This window comes from Paenibacillus sp. GCM10027629, from assembly GCF_042676425.1.
Taxonomy (GTDB): domain Bacteria; phylum Bacillota; class Bacilli; order Paenibacillales; family Paenibacillaceae; genus Paenibacillus_K; species Paenibacillus_K terrigena.
The window spans coordinates 348,717-365,292 of record NZ_JBHTGZ010000005.1 but is presented as its reverse complement, the minus strand read 5'-3'; the positions used below and the strand labels follow the sequence as shown (position 1 = coordinate 365,292).

The window sequence follows — 16,576 nt, the reverse complement described above, 5'->3', positions numbered from 1 at the left end:
GAGATGAAAATGTAGTGGGGGAACGCAGGTGTATCGGTTTCCATCGCTGTTGAAATCGGGAAATGTGATTGGACGAGTTATGGTATTTTCCCAATTTCAAAGGCGAGCGCTCCGCTCTCCAACCGATACACCAGCTTTTCCTTATGCATTTTCATCTCCATCACAAACCCTTCCCTCTTTACATGGAGGGGAGGGCAGGAAGAGCCCCGTTAAGCCATAGGCCAAAACGGGGCTCCCTTCAGAATGCAGCATGCTGTCCTATGAAAGCTGGAATTCATGCTCTTCCTCGGTTAACACTTGCTCAATTATTGGCTCGTCCTTTGTGCCAACGTTGTGAACCTCGAACTTTTACTAATAAGTGCTCACGGGTCCGTTAGAGGGTGCTTCGTCAGTAAATCCCCTTAAAGGCGACTATAAGTAGCCCAATTCATTTAGGTCAAGTGTCACTAATCCTGTGCAGACATAATATGAATTATTCAAAAGGTGAAAGGAGAAAATCAATGAATCAAGAAAAGCTTAGTGTTCAAGGATCTCAACAAAGGGATCCCGATCCACAATCCCATTCACATCAAGGTCATGAACACATGATGCATCATCCCCATTTTCATACCCAAAGTCACCCAAATGTTCATCACATCGTCCATCATCACCATCATTATCATTATCATCATATGATGAGAGATCAAAATACTTCTCAAAGATAGTATTTGAAAAAAAGATAAAAGGCGAGAAAAAGTGCGTCCGGCTCAATGTTGCATTCATGTAGCCGTGCGTGTCATTCTCGCCTTTTACTCTGCTTACCCAATAGCCGCTCTCTTCGAAAGTACCACATGCAAATCCTGAGAGTAAGCGGGTGCGCTGGGGATGCCGCAGGCAGCAACAGCCGCACAGTGAGCGCTCATTGCACACATTAGCTCATCACCGAAAACGCCGCTCATTCCACCAATCCGATTTGAAGTCCCTAAACATCGCCAACTGAAAGCGAAAAAAGCCTGATTTATATTGCCCTATGGCAATATAAATCAGGCTTTTTAGTAGCGCTCCACCCACCATCCGCACCTAAACCCGCGCAACCGCAGCTCATATCGCCCAGTTTACGGGGTCCAGGGGCGTCAGCGCCCTGGGGTCCCCCTTCAATGGTGAAGGGGGATTTAGGGGGAAGCTAGATAGCTAGATTTTGTGTTCACTCACTTCGATACGAGCAAGCGCTCTTTGGAGAGCAAGCTCTGCACGGCGATGATCAATATGGTCTTTCTTATTGGCAAGTCGGCGTTCTGCCCGTTCTCTTGCTGCCTTCGCCCGGTTATAATCAATATCCCCTGGAAGTTCAGCCGTTTCAGCAAGAATGACCACTTTTTCTTTACCAATTTGAACAAATCCACCATGAACTGCAATTTCTTCCACTTTGCCGTTCGTTTTGATGACCACTGGAGCAACCTTCAAAGGTGTTACGAGCGGGACGTGGTTTGCTTGAATACCAAGCTCGCCTTCCATCCCTTTCACAATAACCATATTGACTTCCTTCGCGTACACTTTACGCTCGGGAGTTACAACTTCCAATAAAAAGGTACTCACATGGAACCCTCCTAAAACTTACATACTTACAGCGTTTTAGCCTTTTCCACGGCTTCTTCGATTGTACCGACATACATGAATGCCGCTTCCGGAAGATCATCGTGTTTACCATCAAGAATTTCTTTGAAGCTGCGCACTGTTTCTTTAACTGGAACATATTTACCCTTGATCGAAGTAAATTGTTCTGCCACGTGGAACGGCTGAGACAAGAAACGTTGGATTTTACGTGCGCGTGAAACTGTCAATTTATCATCTTCGCTAAGCTCATCCATACCGAGGATCGCGATAATATCTTGCAATTCTTTATAACGTTGAAGAATACGTTTAACGCCTTGTGCTACGTTGTAGTGCTCTTCCCCTACAATATCCGGCGCCAAAATACGGGAGCTGGAAGCGAGCGGATCTACCGCTGGGAAGATACCCATCTCGGAGATTTTACGCTCCAAGTTCGTCGTTGCATCCAAGTGAGCAAACGTTGTTGCAGGAGCTGGATCCGTATAGTCATCGGCAGGTACGTAAATCGCTTGAATCGATGTTACAGAACCTTTCTTCGTCGATGTAATACGCTCTTGCAATTGACCCATTTCCGTAGCAAGTGTCGGCTGGTAACCTACCGCGGACGGCATACGTCCGAGCAATGCGGATACCTCAGAACCTGCTTGTGTAAAGCGGAAAATGTTATCGATGAACAAGAGAACGTCTTTGCCTTCTTGATCACGGAAGTATTCTGCCATTGTCAGACCCGTCAAAGCTACGCGAAGACGCGCACCAGGAGGTTCATTCATTTGACCGAATACCATTGCTGTTTTGTTGATAACGCCGGAATCTTTCATCTCGTGGTACAAGTCATTACCTTCACGTGTACGCTCACCAACACCTGCGAATACGGAGATACCACCGTGCTCTTGCGCAATGTTGTTGATCAACTCTTGAATGGTAACGGTTTTACCTACACCCGCACCACCAAAGAGACCGATTTTACCACCCTTTGCATATGGAGCAAGCAAGTCGATAACTTTGATACCTGTCTCAAGAATTTCCGCTTGTACAGAAAGCTCATCGAATGACGGAGCTTGACGATGGATTGGATTCTTAACTTCCGCACTCACATCACCAGCATTATCAATCGCATGACCAAGTACGTTAAATACGCGGCCTAGTGTTGCTTCACCTACAGGAACAGAAATTGGAGCACCTAAGTCTACAGCTTCTGTACCGCGAACAAGACCATCCGTTGTGGACATCGCGATACAGCGAACCATGTTATCACCTAAGTGAGTCGCAGCTTCTACGATTAAGTTAATAGAAACTTCTTTCTCGGATTTCGCTGGTTGTTCAATTTTGATCGCGTTCAGAATTTCCGGCAATTGACCACGTTCGAATTCAATGTCAACAACCGGACCCGTAACGGATATAACGCGTCCTTTTTTCATGCTTTACCCTCCTAAACCCATCTATTAAGACTGAGCGTTCGCTCCAGCCACAATCTCGGAAATTTCTTGCGTAATCGCAGCCTGACGCGCACGGTTATACGTCAATGTCAATTCACTGATCATCTTCGTCGCATTTTTCGTTGCGCTACCCATTGCTGTCATTTTCGCGCCCAGCTCACTTGCTTTTGCATCGAGTACCGCACTATAAATTAAAGTCTCTGCATATTTAGGAAGCAATACATCAAGCACTTCTTCCGCAGAAGGTTCATATTCATAGCTAGATACGCTTCCTTCAACCTTCACTTCGTCAAGCGGGAGCAGCTGTTTCTTCACAGGAACTTGAGTCAATGCATTCACAAATTCATTGTAGAAAATGTAAAGCACATCATATTGTTCCTCTTCGAAAAATTGCACCGCCTTAGAAGCGACCGATTTGACATCCGAAAAAGTCGGGGAATCGGACAACTCCGTCACTTCCTGTACAATCGGAAGTTCTCTGCGACGGAAATAGTCGCGTCCTTTACGCCCGATGACGAACAAAGAGTATTCATCATGCGATTTATGATTTTCACGAATCGTATTCATTACAGTACGAATAACGTTGGTATTGGAGCCACCACATAATCCGCGGTCCGATGTGATGACGAGATAACCCGTCTTTTTCACATCGCGGCTTTGCAGCATCGGGTGTTTTATCCCTTTCGTTCCTGCTGCAATACTGCCGACCACTTCTTTAAGCTTCTCAGCGTATGGGCGTGAGGCTTCCGCCTTCTCCTGCGCCTTTCTAAGCTTTGCAGCTGCGACCATTTCCATTGCTTTCGTAATTTGCTTTGTATTCTGAACGCTTTTAATCTGGCGTTTTATATCGCGCATTCCTTTTGCCATGATTTCACCTCTTTCAAACTTAGCAGACAAGGTCTAGTGCTAATCAGCGAGCGACCTTGTCCTAAGCCAAGTTAATACAGGATACCGATCCGAGCAGGCTCGGTTATATGACTCTCGTTACGCCGAGACGTTAAAGCCTTTTTTGAATTTATTGATCGCATCGATCAATGCCTTCTCATTATCCGCAGTGATGTCCTTGGTGTCGACAATCGATTGAAGAATTGCCGGCTCATTCGATTCCAGGTAGAATAAGAATTCTTTCTCGAAACGAAGAACATCGTTAACTGGGATATCATCCAAGTGACCTTTCGTTGCCGTGAACAAGCTTACAACTTGTTTTTGAACCGGCATCGGTTGGTTAACACCTTGTTTAAGAATTTCCATCATGCGGGCACCGCGGTTCAGACGAGCAAGCGTCGATTTATCCAGATCGGAACCGAACTGAGCAAAAGCTTGCAATTCGCGATATGCAGCAAGGTCTAGACGGAGTGTACCGGCTACCTTCTTCATCGCTTTAATCTGTGCGGAACCCCCTACGCGGGATACGGAGATACCAACGTTAACCGCTGGACGTTGACCCGAATAGAAGAGGTCGGACTCAAGGAAGATCTGTCCGTCTGTGATTGAGATAACGTTCGTCGGAATGTACGCCGATACGTCGGAAGCTTGCGTTTCGATGAATGGCAATGCCGTAATCGAACCGCCGCCGAGCTCGTCGCTGAGTTTCGCTGCACGCTCGAGTAGACGGGAGTGCAAGTAGAATACGTCCCCTGGATACGCTTCACGACCTGGAGGGCGTTTGAGTAGCAAGGAAAGCTCACGATAAGCTGCTGCTTGTTTGGACAAGTCATCATAGATAATAAGGACATGCTCGCCTTTGTACATGAAGTACTCAGCCATTGCAACACCTGCATACGGAGCCAAGAACAAGAGTGGTGAAGGCTCGGATGCCGATGCTGTAACCACGATCGTATAATCCATTGCGCCATTACGACGAAGGGTTTCTACTACGTTAGCAACCGTAGATTGCTTCTGACCGATTGCAACATAAATACATTTTACGCCATTACCTTTTTGGTTAATGATCGTATCGATAGCAATCGCTGTTTTACCCGTTTGACGGTCACCGATAATCAACTCACGTTGTCCGCGGCCGATTGGTACCATCGAGTCAATCGCTTTAATCCCTGTCTGCATTGGCTCATGAACCGATTTACGGTCGATAACGCCTGGTGCATTGTTCTCAACAGGACGGAATTCTGTCGTTGCGATCGGACCATTGCCGTCTACAGGCAATCCGAGTGAATTCACGACGCGACCAAGCAATGCTTCGCCGACTGGAACTTCCATGATGCGGCCTGTACGTTTAACCTGATCTCCTTCGCGAATGTCCGTATAAGGTCCAAGAATAACGACCCCAACGTTGTTCTCTTCAAGGTTCAATGCCATACCTACAACGCCGTTTGAGAACTCAAGAAGCTCACCGGACATCGCATTCTCAAGCCCGTGGACGCGAGCGATCCCGTCACCAACTTGGATGACCGTACCTACATCGACAACTTGAATCTCGGATTTATATTGATCAATTTGATTTTTAATCAGCGTGCTGATTTCTTCAGGTCTGATACTCAATTCGCTTCACCCCTATCTACAGTGCTTGAGATTACTTTAACGATTTTTCCAAACGCGCCAATTTGCCGGACAAGCTGCCGTCGTACAGACGATCACCGATACGAACTTGGATCCCGCCGATGATGCTCTTGTCGACTACGTTTTGAACGCGAATCTTTTTATTCACGATTTTACCGAAATGGTCGGCTACTAACTCTATTTCCGGTGTGCTCAAAGCATAGGCGGACACGACAACCGCGTCCTCTTGACCTAACGCTTCACCCGCAACTTTGATATAAGCTTGTAACACTGCGCCGAGGGTATCTTGTCTGCTATTCTTAATTAGAACGGAAATAAGACTAATGACTGCTTCAGCCAGCTTGCCTTCTACCGCTTTATGAATAACGTCAACTTTGACCGAAAGGTCGATATTAGGCGCATTCAAAAAACGAGTAATATCCACATTACCATCAATCGCTGCTACAACAGCTTTCAAGTCTTCTTCGACTTGAGCAACGTTGTTGTTCTGCTGAGCAACTTCGAATAATGCTTTGGCATATCTTTTCGCTACAACAAGGTCTTGGCTCATGCTTTGTCCCCTACCTCTTTAAGGTACTCTGCAACCAATTGCTCTTGCGATTTCTCATCGATTTGCTTCTCGATGATTTTGGATGCGATCATGACGGACATGCCGCTAACTTGGCTGCGAAGCGCAGCAACGGCTTTGTTCTTCTCGCTCTCGATATCGCGAAGCGCCTCTTCTTTGAGACGTGTCGATTCCGATTTCGCTGTAGCGATAAGCTCATCCGCTTGCTTCGATCCCGTTGTTTTGGCTTGCTCAATAATATCGTAAGCGTCTTTACGCGCAGCTTGAAGCGCAACTTTCTGATCTTCAAGCAATTGCGACGCCTGTTTGCGGTTTTCCTCGGCGTCCTGCATTTGACCCATAACAAGCTCTTTACGTTTCTCCATTACACTGAATAATGGTTTGAATGCGTATTTACTCAAAAGGAAATACAAAATGAGGAACGCGATTAAAGTGAACACTGTTGATTCCCAATTAAAACTCAATCTAAGTCACTCCTTTCTGAAGCGGTTAATGAATCAAAAGGAAGGCGCGGATAGCCGAAGCCTCCCCGCCAAACCGATATCTTGTTATTAAGCTCCTGCGTAGAACAAGAATGCAAGTACGACTGCGATGATCGGCATCGCCTCGACCAAACCTACCCCGATAAACATTGTTGTTTGCAATTTGCTTGCGGATTCTGGTTGACGCGCGATCCCTTCAACTGTCTTACTTACGATCAAACCGTTACCAATACCTGCTCCAAGTGCTGCCAAACCGATTGCAATTGCTGCTGCAATAAATGCTGATGCTCCCATAATAATATATCCTCCTCAAGAATAATGTTTTTTTGTTTTGTATCTACAACCAAGCTATAAATTAGCTTGAATGGAGTCCTAATGCTCTGCACTATGATCTTCGATAGAGTGCGAAATGTATACCATCGTCAGCATTGTGAAGACGAACGCCTGGATACAACCAACGAAGATACTGAATCCTTGCCAAATGATCAATCCTGGGATACCGAATACGCCAGCTCCGAGCAATACGGAGATGAGTACCTCACCCGCAAAAATATTCCCGTAAAGACGCATTCCGTGTGTCAATAAGTTCGAGAAGACCTCAATGAACTTAATGGGGAAGAAGACCGGGAAAGGTTCAATGTAACTCTTGAAGTACGCCTTCGTGTTTCGCGTCATTCCTAGGAAGTGCACGATACAGAAGATCATCAATGCAAGACCCATCGTAACGGAAGCATCTGCTGTTGGGGATTTCCACCAAGCAAGTCCAATATGAGGGTGTTCCTCATTTGGTTTCTTCGCGTGAAGTGTCTCAAAGTGCTCGGCATCAACCGTAACAATCGCTTGACCGAAGACCTTCGCCCCCGGCTCGGAGTGTTCCGTCACGATCCCGAAAGGCAGTCCTAGCAAGTTCCCTACTAAAATAAACATCATTAACGTCATACCTAGTGATACGAAAGCTTTACCTTTCTTCATATCCATGGTGCTCGAGATCATTCCTTGAACGAACTCAACTGCCCACTCCATAAAATTCTGAAGCTTCCCAGGATTCTCAACCGATAAATTACGTACCGCTAGTCGCGCTAGAATAAATACAACCACACAAGTAACAATTAACATGGTAACGATCGAAATATCGATGTTAAAACCGCCAAGTTTAATTATTGGTGCTTCATGCATGTTTCTCACCCCTTTCTCAGCCAGAACGTCTACTTGTTTTTGCGCGTTTGCGTAAACCCAATGAACAATATAATGAATTGCGCGAATAGCAGACCTGCTACCGTTGCATAAACATTAACGCTGTCAGACTTTACAGCAACCATCACAGCCAATATGGCCATCGCCACACGAGTCAGGAGACCGAGATTTACACGTTTCTGTCCCTCTTCGAGTACCTTCTTGGTTACGTTTCTAATTTTATAAGCTAGAAAATAGGAGTTCACCAAGCTCACAATTCCGCCAAGCACAAGCCCAGCTGCAATACTACGCACAGAAGGAATTAATGCCCAGCCCATCATACAAATTGCTAAAAAAACGAAAGTCACTCGTTGGAGCGCCTTAAGGTGGATCGACAAGTCATCCATTTGTATCCTCCAACACCTTTTTGATCAGGACAATGACATTGGTCACACCGATCAGAACACCAACCAAAACCCCTGCTGCCGTACATAATGGAACGCTTCCAAGTCTTTCTCCAAGCCATTTTCCAGCGAAATATCCCGCTAGTGTACATACGGCAAGATCTAGTCCCAGCAAGGTTACAAGCCCCATTGCTCGCCACGGCGTTCCGCCATTTTTCGACGTTGTCATCTACCAATCAATCCTTAGAATCCCAGTTTATTTTACTTAAAAAAAATGGGAATTGTCAATTCATTTAAATGTTAAAAGTGTTTGAACGAAGCCCTATAAACGTTGATATTATAGGGTTTTCGATCCACCAAAACCGTACAGTATCACTGTATGCTGTATTTACGAGCCATTTGTTCGCAAATATTACAACTTTATGAACTTTTATTGGAATTGCTCAGGTCGCTCTGTTGTTCTGCCAAAATGATACAAAATCGCCTGAACAATGCGTTCCGAGGCTTTTCCATCGCCGTACGGATTGACCGCTCCGCTCATTCGGTCATACGTAGCCGTGTCCGTCAGCAACGTACGTGTGCGTTGATAGACATGCTCCTCATCTGTGCCTACAAGCTCTAATGTCCCTGCCTCAATCCCTTCCGGGCGCTCCGTTGTGTCTCGTAGAACAAGTACCGGAACTCCAAAGGACGGTGCTTCTTCCTGCAAGCCTCCCGAATCGGTCAGAATCAAGTGCGTATGCGGATAAAAGTTATGTAAATCTACGACATCAAGCGGCTCAATCAATTGAATGCGCGGATGATTGCCCAAGATTTCATAAGCCGGCTCTTTTACCGCTGGACTTAGATGAACAGGATAGACGATCGCCACATCTTCGAACTCATCAGCGATGCGTTTGACAGCGCGAAAAATATTCCGATGCGGCTCGCCTTGCGATTCGCGGCGGTGTGCCGTCATCAAAATCAATCTTTTTCCCTTCGCCCACTCGAGTACGGGATGGGTGTAATCCTGCTGTACAGTATATTGAAACACGTCTGTTACCGTATTGCCTGTGACAAATACCATGGACTCTGATTTATTTTCATTATACAAGTTATTGGCGGAGATCTCGGTTGGCGAAAAATGTAAATCAGCAATCACACCCGTTAACTGGCGATTCATCTCCTCCGGATATGGCGACATCTTATTCCACGTGCGAAGTCCTGCTTCCACATGTCCAACTTTAATCTGCTGCATGAATGCCGCATAGCTTGCCAGGAACGTCGTTAGCGTATCGCCGTGAACAAGAATAATGTCCGGTTTGGCTTCTTGAAGCACAGGCTCCAGTCCTTGCAAGACACGAATCGTAATCTCGTTAAGCGTCTGGCGGTCCTTCATCACATCCAAGTCAAAATCTGGAGTGATATTGAACACTTCCAATACTTGGTCAAGCATCTGACGATGCTGTGCCGTCACGCAGACGATCGATTCGATTTGGTCCGGATGTTTCTCAAGCTCAAGAATAAGCGGAGCCATTTTGATCGCTTCTGGCCGTACGCCAAACACCGTCATGACTTTAATTTTCTCCATGTGTTACACCTCGCCTCATAGTCTTACCTTATCATACGTGTTCAAAAAGTCGGCTTTTCATCCCATCAAAAGATGACTTTTTGAACAACCTCTAACTCTACTTCGTTCCGAACAAGCGGTCTCCTGCATCCCCAAGACCAGGCACAATATAACCATGATCATTCAAATGATCATCGAGTGCCGCAAGATAGATATCCACGTCCGGATGCGCATCTTGAACAGCTTTTACACCTTCTGGCGCTGCAATCAGACACATCAATTTGATTTGTGTACAGTTACGTTTCTTCAATACATCAATCGCTGCAATCGCGGACCCGCCTGTTGCGAGCATCGGATCAATGACGATCAATTCACGCTCTTCCGCATCCGTTGGCAGTTTCACATAATACTCAACAGGCATTAATGTCTCTGGATCGCGGAATAAACCGACATGTCCTACCTTTGCTTTCGGTACGAGCTTCAATACGCCGTCTACCATCCCAAGGCCTGCACGCAGAATCGGAATGAGTCCAAGTGGACGTCCAGCGATGACTTTGGTCTCCGTCGATGTTACAGGTGTCTCCACTGTAATCGTCTCGAGCGGAAGATCGCGTGTAATTTCGTACGCCATTAACATCGCAACTTCGTCGACTAGCTCACGGAAGTCCTTTGTTGTTGTTTTTACATCTCGAATAAAAGTCAGTTTGTGTTGAATTAAAGGGTGATCGCAAATTACTAATTTAGCCATTTTTCTTCCTCCTGATTGTCAATTGCTCTCGTCTGCAGATTCTTCGATGATTGCAGCAACATAACCTTCGATATTATACCATTCTAGGCTTTACACTGCACGCAATACCTGCTGATCTTTGTCATGTTATGTATTTTTTAAGAGAAATTTTGACAACTTCCCAATAAGCATAATACTATTTGTTCGCATTGCAAGGAAACCTTATTCATCATATTGCCAACCTTCACCGCATCTTATCTAAATTGACACCCCTTCTCCGTTGGTGATATAAGTGAAAGCATAGCTATTTTCATTCAAAGAATTGAAGAAAGGATTGAACTGAGCAATGTCCCGAATCAACCGTATTTTTATAACGATGGCATTATCTCTATCCCTACTCACGGCAGCAACAATCCTTCCTGAACGCACGTATGCCGAATCTATTTCGAATTCAACGGCGATCCTGAATGAAGTCTTGCAATATATCGACGCTTACAATATTACCGATGCACAAAAGGAAGAACTTGTCCAAAAAGCGTTAAAAGGTATGGTCTCTGGGCTGAACGATCCCTACTCGCAATACTTTACCCCTGAAGAGAGTCAGGCGTTCCAGAATCAACTCAACCTTCAATATGAAGGGATCGGCATCGAGACGCACTTTGAAGATGGAAAAGCCTCCATTATGCGTGTATTCAAGGGATCTCCTGCCGAGAAAGCAGGCATTCAGAAAGGCGATATCCTAACCCAAGTAGATGGCAAGTCGATTACAGACAGCTCCCATGTGCAAAAATACATCCTTGGTAAAGCCGGTACTTCGGTAACCGTTACGATCAAACGCGGCGGTAAGCTGATGGATTTCAATATCAAGCGTGAGGCAATCCATATACCTGCGGTTACAAGCGCACTTCTGCCAAGTCACATCGGTTATATTCAGATTTCGAGCTTCACAAGCGAGGCCGATGAAGAGTTCGCCGAACACCTCTCTAAGCTACAGCAGCGCGGCATGAAGTCCCTTATCATCGACCTACGCAACAATCCAGGCGGCTATGTCGAGTCTGCCCAGCATATTGCAGAACATTTCATCGAGAAAGGCATCTTGATGTATACGAAAGATAACACCGGCAAGCTGCAACCTACAGAAATTCAGAACGGCTCAAGTCCTCCTATGTCTGTCGCAATACTCGTGAACAAGAATTCTGCCAGCGCTTCTGAAATTCTATCGGGCGCTTTGCATGACCATGGCATTGCAACCTTAGTCGGCACAACCACCTTTGGTAAGGGGCGGATCCAGTCCGTCATCACATTGTCCGATGGGGGGCTGCTCAAACTGACAACCCAGCAGTATGTAACGCCGAACATGACGGACTTCAATGGAAAAGGACTCAAGCCGGATATCATGCGAACGGGTGACAACGCACAGTTATTAACAGCGATGAAGGTCGTCAATAACGGCAAACTCACCGTTACGATCAAGAATAATCAACTTATGGCGTTCGAGGATCTCACGCTTGAACCGATTCCTGTTATTCAAAAAGGAAACAAGGTCTACCTCCCATCACGCATTGTCGCGGCGCTCACGAATGCAGAGCCAAAGTGGGATAAAGCCAATCAGACACTCACGCTTCAAAAATCTGATTCGAGCAAATTGACGTTCACCGCAGCTTCCCAATCGGTGTGGAGCGAGAAAGATGAGACCTACCTGGAACTCGGTGCCATCCAGTCGAAATTCCCTGCCTTCCAATGGAACTATAAGGACGGTACATTGACGCTGCAGATCGGGTAAACAGAGCATAACCGAATATAGGATTGAAAAGGATAGGCCAACCAATGCGCCTGTCCTTTTTGAGTTTCCTAAGAAATGAATGATTTACATCCTTTTCCTTTTCGTTCCTCTATTCTTCCGCTATCATTAGATTGGCATTTATTTCGAACTAGATAGAGAGGTCCTCAGCATGACAATCAAATCTTTTCATATCCATCAATTAAGTAAAATGTCAGGCAACAACACCATTATCCCTACTATGGACTTGGTCTTGGAAGCCGGGCAATGTGCTGCGATACAATGCAATCCCGATATCGGATTTCAACTCATCGAGTTATTACTTGGTCTGACCCCCGTTTCCAACGGAAGCGCGCGATGGAATGGCGTCGAACTCCATCTTGTCCATCGGAAGACGCCGGAGCAGATTGGCGTATGCTTGCGTCATGATGGTGTCTACGAACGACTGAAAGTGCATCAATATTTGCATTTCTTCTGCCAATTGTACGGTGTAGATGCGAGCTCCATCGATGAAATCATCCGCCGAATCGGATTATGGGACAAGAAGGAGCTGCCTTGCGGCAAGCTGACGTTCTCTGAGCAACGACGCCTTCATCTCGGCCGCAGCATCATTCATCGTCCTGAACTGCTTATTCTGGAAGAATTAGAGCAGAACATTGACCTCGAGAGCTGTATTATCGTCCGTCAGGTGATCGCACATCTTCAAGAACAGGGCACTGCGATCTTCATGACGACTTCATCAATGGAAGATGCCCTTTCGATCACGAGCGAGGTCTATTCCCTGAAAGGTCAACAGTTCAAGAAAATCGAGCTTGAGGGCGCTAACGAACCCGAGCAATCAAGCCAATCCGTGGCGGCCGTGACGGTGGAGACGCCATTAGAACAGACAGCAAGTATTGAACAAGCGGATATAGCTTCCAACATACCGATCGCGGATGCATCGCCTGCACCTGCTGGAGACTCCGATATAGAGCACGATGAAGTTCCGGCAGTTCCTAGCGAATCACCTGTCCAGACCTACCCGATGCGAATCGAGAAAATCCCTGCCAAGGTGAATGACAAGATCATCTTATTCGATCCGACCGAAATTCTGTTCATCGAGAGCAATGAGGGAGTCTCTCAGCTCCATGTGAATGAAGGCGTATTTGCCTGCACCATCAAACTGGGGGATTTAGAAGAGAAGCTCAAGCTATTCGGCTTCTTCCGCTGCCACCGTTCCTACATCGTGAACCTCCAACATGTGCGTGAGGTGATCACGTGGACACGGAACAGCTACAGTCTTATTTTGGACGATAAATCGAAGTCTTCCATTCCGTTATCGAAGGGGAAATTCGATGAATTACGTGCGCTAATTGGCATCTAAATGTGATTCATTCAGGTCCGAAATTGCAGGTTTCAACCCCTCGTATACTCTTTTCATCCCATATATAATGCGGGTTCTCGGGTTTTTCTCTAATATTGGGGATGTAAGCAAGAGACCTAAGCGAAAAGAGGAATTAAGCGATGGAGAATATCATTGAAGTCAAACAATTAATGAAATCATTCGGCAGCAAAACAGCACTCAAACATATTGAATTTAACGTACGCAAGGGTGAAATTTTCGGGTTCCTCGGTCCAAGCGGATCGGGTAAAACAACTACCATTAAAATACTTACTTCGCAACTCACACTCTCGGCTGGCGAGGTTCATGTATTCGGGAAAGACGTCACTCGAACCAAAGATTTCTCTCATTTAAATCGAATCGGCATCTTAACCGATAATAGCGGATTATACGAACGACTCAGCGTGTACGACAATCTGGAGCTGTTCTGTAAACTATATGATGTGCCCCTGCAACGCATTGATGAAGTCTTGGGCGAGGTGAACCTGCTGCAAGATAAGAAAGCCCTCGTGAAGCAACTCTCGAAAGGGATGCGTCAGCGGGTCACGCTCGCTAGAGCACTGCTCCACAAGCCGGATCTATTATTTTTGGATGAACCGACATCTGCGCTGGACCCCAAAAATACGATGCATATCCATGAGAGCTTGCGCAAGTTGAACGAAGCAGGTACGACGATTTTCTTAACGACACATGATATGTCGGAAGCCGAGCAGCTCTGCGACCGCATTGCCTTTATCCATGAAGGTGAAATTTCGGCACTCGATACGCAGAAGAACTTACGTCTTATGTATAGCGATCACAGCATTACCGTCGTCACAGAACACAACGGAAAAGAAATTATCGTTCAAGATGCAGCAGGCATCGAGAAAATTAATGAATACATGATGAATGGCCAATTACAATCCATTCATTCGAACGAACCAACATTAGGAGATATATTCGTAAAACTTACGGGAGGGAACTTACAATGACATTTTCAATGAGAAGATTTCAAGCGATTGTTCAAAAAGAATGGAAAGATGCGATTAAAAATCCGCAAGTCCTATTAATGGCTGCGATGCCAATCATGTTCACTTTACTGTTCCAGAGAATGGGGATGGAAGCCGGTATTCTATTAAGCATGCCGATTCTATTCGTCCTGTCGATGACGGCAGCCTTCGTTCAAGCCAGCATGGTATCCGAGGAAAAAGAGAAGCATACACTTCGCGTCCTGATGCTGTCCCCAGCGTCTGCCATTGAAATCTTATTCGGCAAAAGCTTCATCACAATGCTCATCTCGATCGTGGTCGTTACCATTAGCGTGGTCGTCGTAGGCCCTACATTAACGATGGACTATCTCTGGTTAGTTCTTATGTTCCTCTTAGCACTTATCATGTTCATCGCGATTGGTACCATTATCGGTCTCATTTCACGTACGGTACAAGAGACGTCAATCTCTGGCTTACCGGTCCTATTGATCTTCATGGTCGGACCGATGTTCGCACCCATGTTAAAAAATGAGTTCTTGGAAACCATCGTATCTTACTTACCAACAGATCATCTGATCCATGCCTTAACGGAAATCACGAAGGGAAATGGATTCAGCGCTATTCAAGGCGACTTCCTGAACATCTTGATCTGGACCGCCCTATCGATCCCAGCCTGCCTGATCATCTACCGTAAACGTAGATTTGACTAATACGATATGCACAAAGCTAAGGGCTCTTAATCCGCGATGGATTCAGAGCCCTTGTTGTGTTGATTGCAATTCGACGATGCGGGAATAGGAATCAGCCATCGAAGACTGATCGCTAAGACAATGACAGCAGCGCACCAGTAGATCGAAGCCGTCCCCGTTGCTGCATCCAAGGTGTAGGCAAGCGTTGGCCCAATCGAGGCTCCTAGATCCGTCGTTACGGTATAGGCTGTCATGATGGCCACTTTCGACGGTTGCGAGGCTGAGACCTCGGTCGCAAACGAATCTACGACGGTGGTGACAACACTAATGGCCAGCTGCAGGCCGAGCAGCAATACGATCCAGAGGCCAAACGGCATTGGCATCGGGATCATGGCAAGCAGACACGCCGACGCGAGCAGTACAGCAGCAACGACGCGATGCGGACGTGCTGCGCGGTCAAAGCCTCTGCCAATCAGGGGCGCCAGCCACGGCTGCCAGCTCGAACGAATGGCTTGCAGGATACCTGTAAGCGAAGCTGCTCCAATCGTAAAGACCCCAATCGTCACGAACATGGATTCATGCACTTGAATGAGTCGACTTAGCGTGGCATTGAACATTCCTTGGAAGACTAGCGCTGTCGCTAGACCCGTGACGAGCATCCATAACACGGTTGGCACACTCCATGGGCTCACTCTCGGCGCACCCTTCGATAGATCCGTGTGGATCTCAATTCGTGAGTCTGAGATATGACGAATGACATAAGGAATACTCAGCAGGGCAATCGCGCCAAAAATGAGCGATACAGCTTGCATACCGAAAAGATCGACTGCAAAGGAACCCACCAACATGCCGACAAGACCGCCAATACCTGAAATTCCATTATATGTACCAATATATCGCCCCCGATTCCCCGAATCGGAGAGCTGCATCACCGTCAAGTATCCTCCGAGACGCAAGAAACTCCAAGCAATGCCCCATAATATCCGCATCAAGAGAAGCACCCAGAAGCTTCCGACTATGCCATAAGAGGCTGTCGTAATCGCTGCGAGACTAACGGCAAGCAATACCCCCGTACGAGTGGAGATGGAACGGTACAACCAGCCAATCAACGGATTAAGCGGCAGCCGAATCAATCGATTCGCAGAGAGTAGTATACCGACCTCCCATAACGAGGACAAGCCGATTTCCTTCCAATGGATGGGGAGCACAACGTAGAGCATCGAATCCCCTAATAAGCAAATCGCAGTAATCCATGCAAGCGCTTGTATTCTTCGTTGGTTCTCCAACCGCTTCACCCGTCCTCCTGTTTTTG

The 16,576-nt window shown here is 46.5% G+C and carries 17 protein-coding genes and 3 pseudogenes; 6 read left to right on the top strand and 14 right to left on the bottom strand.

Annotation, left to right across the window (positions count from 1 at the left end):
• Positions 1-516 precede the first annotated feature (516 nt).
• The 13 genes from ACFQZR_RS07630 to upp all read right to left on the bottom strand — a co-directional run bounded on the left by ACFQZR_RS07630 (position 517) and on the right by upp (position 10,467).
• Positions 517-762, bottom strand: a complete 246-nt coding sequence (locus ACFQZR_RS07630; RefSeq protein ID WP_379344488.1) for a hypothetical protein — start codon at positions 760-762, stop codon at positions 517-519.
• Between the two features lie 408 nt (positions 763-1,170).
• A complete protein-coding gene (locus ACFQZR_RS07625; RefSeq protein WP_379344486.1) occupies positions 1,171-1,575 on the bottom strand; it encodes a F0F1 ATP synthase subunit epsilon in 405 nt (134 codons plus the stop codon).
• A gap of 26 nt (positions 1,576-1,601) precedes the next feature.
• Positions 1,602-3,008, bottom strand: coding sequence for a F0F1 ATP synthase subunit beta (atpD, locus tag ACFQZR_RS07620; protein ID WP_379344484.1), 1,407 nt, complete (start codon positions 3,006-3,008; stop codon positions 1,602-1,604).
• A gap of 24 nt (positions 3,009-3,032) precedes the next feature.
• On the bottom strand, positions 3,033-3,893 hold the full coding sequence (atpG, locus tag ACFQZR_RS07615; RefSeq protein WP_379344482.1) for an ATP synthase F1 subunit gamma: 861 nt from the start codon (positions 3,891-3,893) through the stop codon (positions 3,033-3,035).
• Positions 3,894-4,010: 117 nt separating this feature from the next.
• Positions 4,011-5,525, bottom strand: coding sequence for a F0F1 ATP synthase subunit alpha (atpA, locus tag ACFQZR_RS07610; RefSeq protein WP_379344480.1), 1,515 nt, complete (start codon positions 5,523-5,525; stop codon positions 4,011-4,013).
• 31 nt (positions 5,526-5,556) lie between these two features.
• Complete coding sequence (locus ACFQZR_RS07605; RefSeq protein ID WP_379344478.1) at positions 5,557-6,093, bottom strand: F0F1 ATP synthase subunit delta; 537 nt, start codon at positions 6,091-6,093, stop codon at positions 5,557-5,559.
• A complete protein-coding gene (gene atpF / locus ACFQZR_RS07600; RefSeq protein ID WP_379344476.1) occupies positions 6,090-6,575 on the bottom strand; it encodes a F0F1 ATP synthase subunit B in 486 nt (161 codons plus the stop codon). Before atpF ends, ACFQZR_RS07605 begins: the two co-directional genes overlap by 4 nt.
• A gap of 87 nt (positions 6,576-6,662) precedes the next feature.
• Positions 6,663-6,887: a F0F1 ATP synthase subunit C gene (gene atpE, locus ACFQZR_RS07595; protein WP_018754696.1), complete on the bottom strand. Its 225-nt coding sequence runs from the start codon at positions 6,885-6,887 to the stop codon at positions 6,663-6,665.
• Between the two features lie 78 nt (positions 6,888-6,965).
• Positions 6,966-7,769, bottom strand: coding sequence for a F0F1 ATP synthase subunit A (gene atpB, locus ACFQZR_RS07590; RefSeq protein WP_379344474.1), 804 nt, complete (start codon positions 7,767-7,769; stop codon positions 6,966-6,968).
• 29 nt (positions 7,770-7,798) lie between these two features.
• The gene (locus tag ACFQZR_RS07585) at positions 7,799-8,173 is read right to left on the bottom strand and encodes an ATP synthase subunit I (RefSeq protein WP_379344472.1); all 375 of its coding nucleotides are present in this window, start codon (positions 8,171-8,173) and stop codon (positions 7,799-7,801) included.
• Positions 8,166-8,399 (bottom strand): AtpZ/AtpI family protein, encoded by a 234-nt coding sequence (locus tag ACFQZR_RS07580; protein ID WP_379344470.1) that lies wholly within the window; start codon positions 8,397-8,399, stop codon positions 8,166-8,168. Before ACFQZR_RS07580 ends, ACFQZR_RS07585 begins: the two co-directional genes overlap by 8 nt.
• 201 nt (positions 8,400-8,600) lie before the next feature.
• Entirely contained in the window at positions 8,601-9,740 is a 1,140-nt protein-coding gene (gene wecB / locus ACFQZR_RS07575; RefSeq protein ID WP_379344468.1) for a non-hydrolyzing UDP-N-acetylglucosamine 2-epimerase, read from the bottom strand.
• 97 nt (positions 9,741-9,837) lie between these two features.
• Positions 9,838-10,467 (bottom strand): uracil phosphoribosyltransferase, encoded by a 630-nt coding sequence (upp, locus tag ACFQZR_RS07570; protein WP_018754691.1) that lies wholly within the window; start codon positions 10,465-10,467, stop codon positions 9,838-9,840.
• Between the two features lie 325 nt (positions 10,468-10,792).
• Between upp and ACFQZR_RS07565 the strand changes: the two are divergent.
• From ACFQZR_RS07565 to ACFQZR_RS07545, 6 genes and pseudogenes are all read left to right on the top strand, one after another.
• Positions 10,793-11,842 (top strand): annotated as a pseudogene (locus ACFQZR_RS07565) (S41 family peptidase); the annotation flags it as partial.
• A gap of 36 nt (positions 11,843-11,878) precedes the next feature.
• Positions 11,879-12,229, top strand: coding sequence for a stalk domain-containing protein (locus tag ACFQZR_RS07560; RefSeq protein WP_379344934.1), 351 nt, complete (start codon positions 11,879-11,881; stop codon positions 12,227-12,229).
• A gap of 169 nt (positions 12,230-12,398) precedes the next feature.
• Positions 12,399-12,857: pseudogene (locus ACFQZR_RS29000) on the top strand (ATP-binding cassette domain-containing protein); the annotation flags it as partial.
• A gap of 333 nt (positions 12,858-13,190) precedes the next feature.
• A pseudogene (locus ACFQZR_RS28995) lies at positions 13,191-13,589 on the top strand (LytTR family DNA-binding domain-containing protein); the annotation flags it as partial.
• Between the two features lie 140 nt (positions 13,590-13,729).
• On the top strand, positions 13,730-14,578 hold the full coding sequence (locus ACFQZR_RS07550; RefSeq protein ID WP_379344464.1) for an ABC transporter ATP-binding protein: 849 nt from the start codon (positions 13,730-13,732) through the stop codon (positions 14,576-14,578).
• A complete protein-coding gene (locus tag ACFQZR_RS07545) occupies positions 14,575-15,285 on the top strand; it encodes an ABC transporter permease (RefSeq protein WP_379344462.1) in 711 nt (236 codons plus the stop codon). The genes ACFQZR_RS07550 and ACFQZR_RS07545 overlap by 4 nt, the downstream gene beginning before the upstream one ends.
• Before the next feature lie 26 nt (positions 15,286-15,311).
• On the opposite strand, the gene ACFQZR_RS07540 is transcribed toward ACFQZR_RS07545, so the two are convergent.
• Positions 15,312-16,559: an MFS transporter gene (locus ACFQZR_RS07540; RefSeq protein WP_379344460.1), complete on the bottom strand. Its 1,248-nt coding sequence runs from the start codon at positions 16,557-16,559 to the stop codon at positions 15,312-15,314.
• Positions 16,560-16,576 lie beyond the last annotated feature (17 nt).

Coding starts and splice junctions, on each gene's coding strand:
- ACFQZR_RS07630 (WP_379344488.1), bottom strand. CDS start 762: ATGAATGCAACATTGAGCCGGACGCACTTTTTCTCGCCTTTTATCTTT.
- atpD (WP_379344484.1), bottom strand. CDS start 3,008: ATGAAAAAAGGACGCGTTATATCCGTTACGGGTCCGGTTGTTGACATT.
- atpG (WP_379344482.1), bottom strand. CDS start 3,893: ATGGCAAAAGGAATGCGCGATATAAAACGCCAGATTAAAAGCGTTCAG.
- ACFQZR_RS07605 (WP_379344478.1), bottom strand. CDS start 6,093: ATGAGCCAAGACCTTGTTGTAGCGAAAAGATATGCCAAAGCATTATTC.
- atpE (WP_018754696.1), bottom strand. CDS start 6,887: ATGGGAGCATCAGCATTTATTGCAGCAGCAATTGCAATCGGTTTGGCA.
- atpB (WP_379344474.1), bottom strand. CDS start 7,769: ATGCATGAAGCACCAATAATTAAACTTGGCGGTTTTAACATCGATATT.
- ACFQZR_RS07585 (WP_379344472.1), bottom strand. CDS start 8,173: ATGGATGACTTGTCGATCCACCTTAAGGCGCTCCAACGAGTGACTTTC.
- ACFQZR_RS07580 (WP_379344470.1), bottom strand. CDS start 8,399: ATGACAACGTCGAAAAATGGCGGAACGCCGTGGCGAGCAATGGGGCTT.
- wecB (WP_379344468.1), bottom strand. CDS start 9,740: ATGGAGAAAATTAAAGTCATGACGGTGTTTGGCGTACGGCCAGAAGCG.
- upp (WP_018754691.1), bottom strand. CDS start 10,467: ATGGCTAAATTAGTAATTTGCGATCACCCTTTAATTCAACACAAACTG.
- ACFQZR_RS07560 (WP_379344934.1), top strand. CDS start 11,879: ATGAAGGTCGTCAATAACGGCAAACTCACCGTTACGATCAAGAATAAT.
- ACFQZR_RS07550 (WP_379344464.1), top strand. CDS start 13,730: ATGGAGAATATCATTGAAGTCAAACAATTAATGAAATCATTCGGCAGC.
- ACFQZR_RS07545 (WP_379344462.1), top strand. CDS start 14,575: ATGACATTTTCAATGAGAAGATTTCAAGCGATTGTTCAAAAAGAATGG.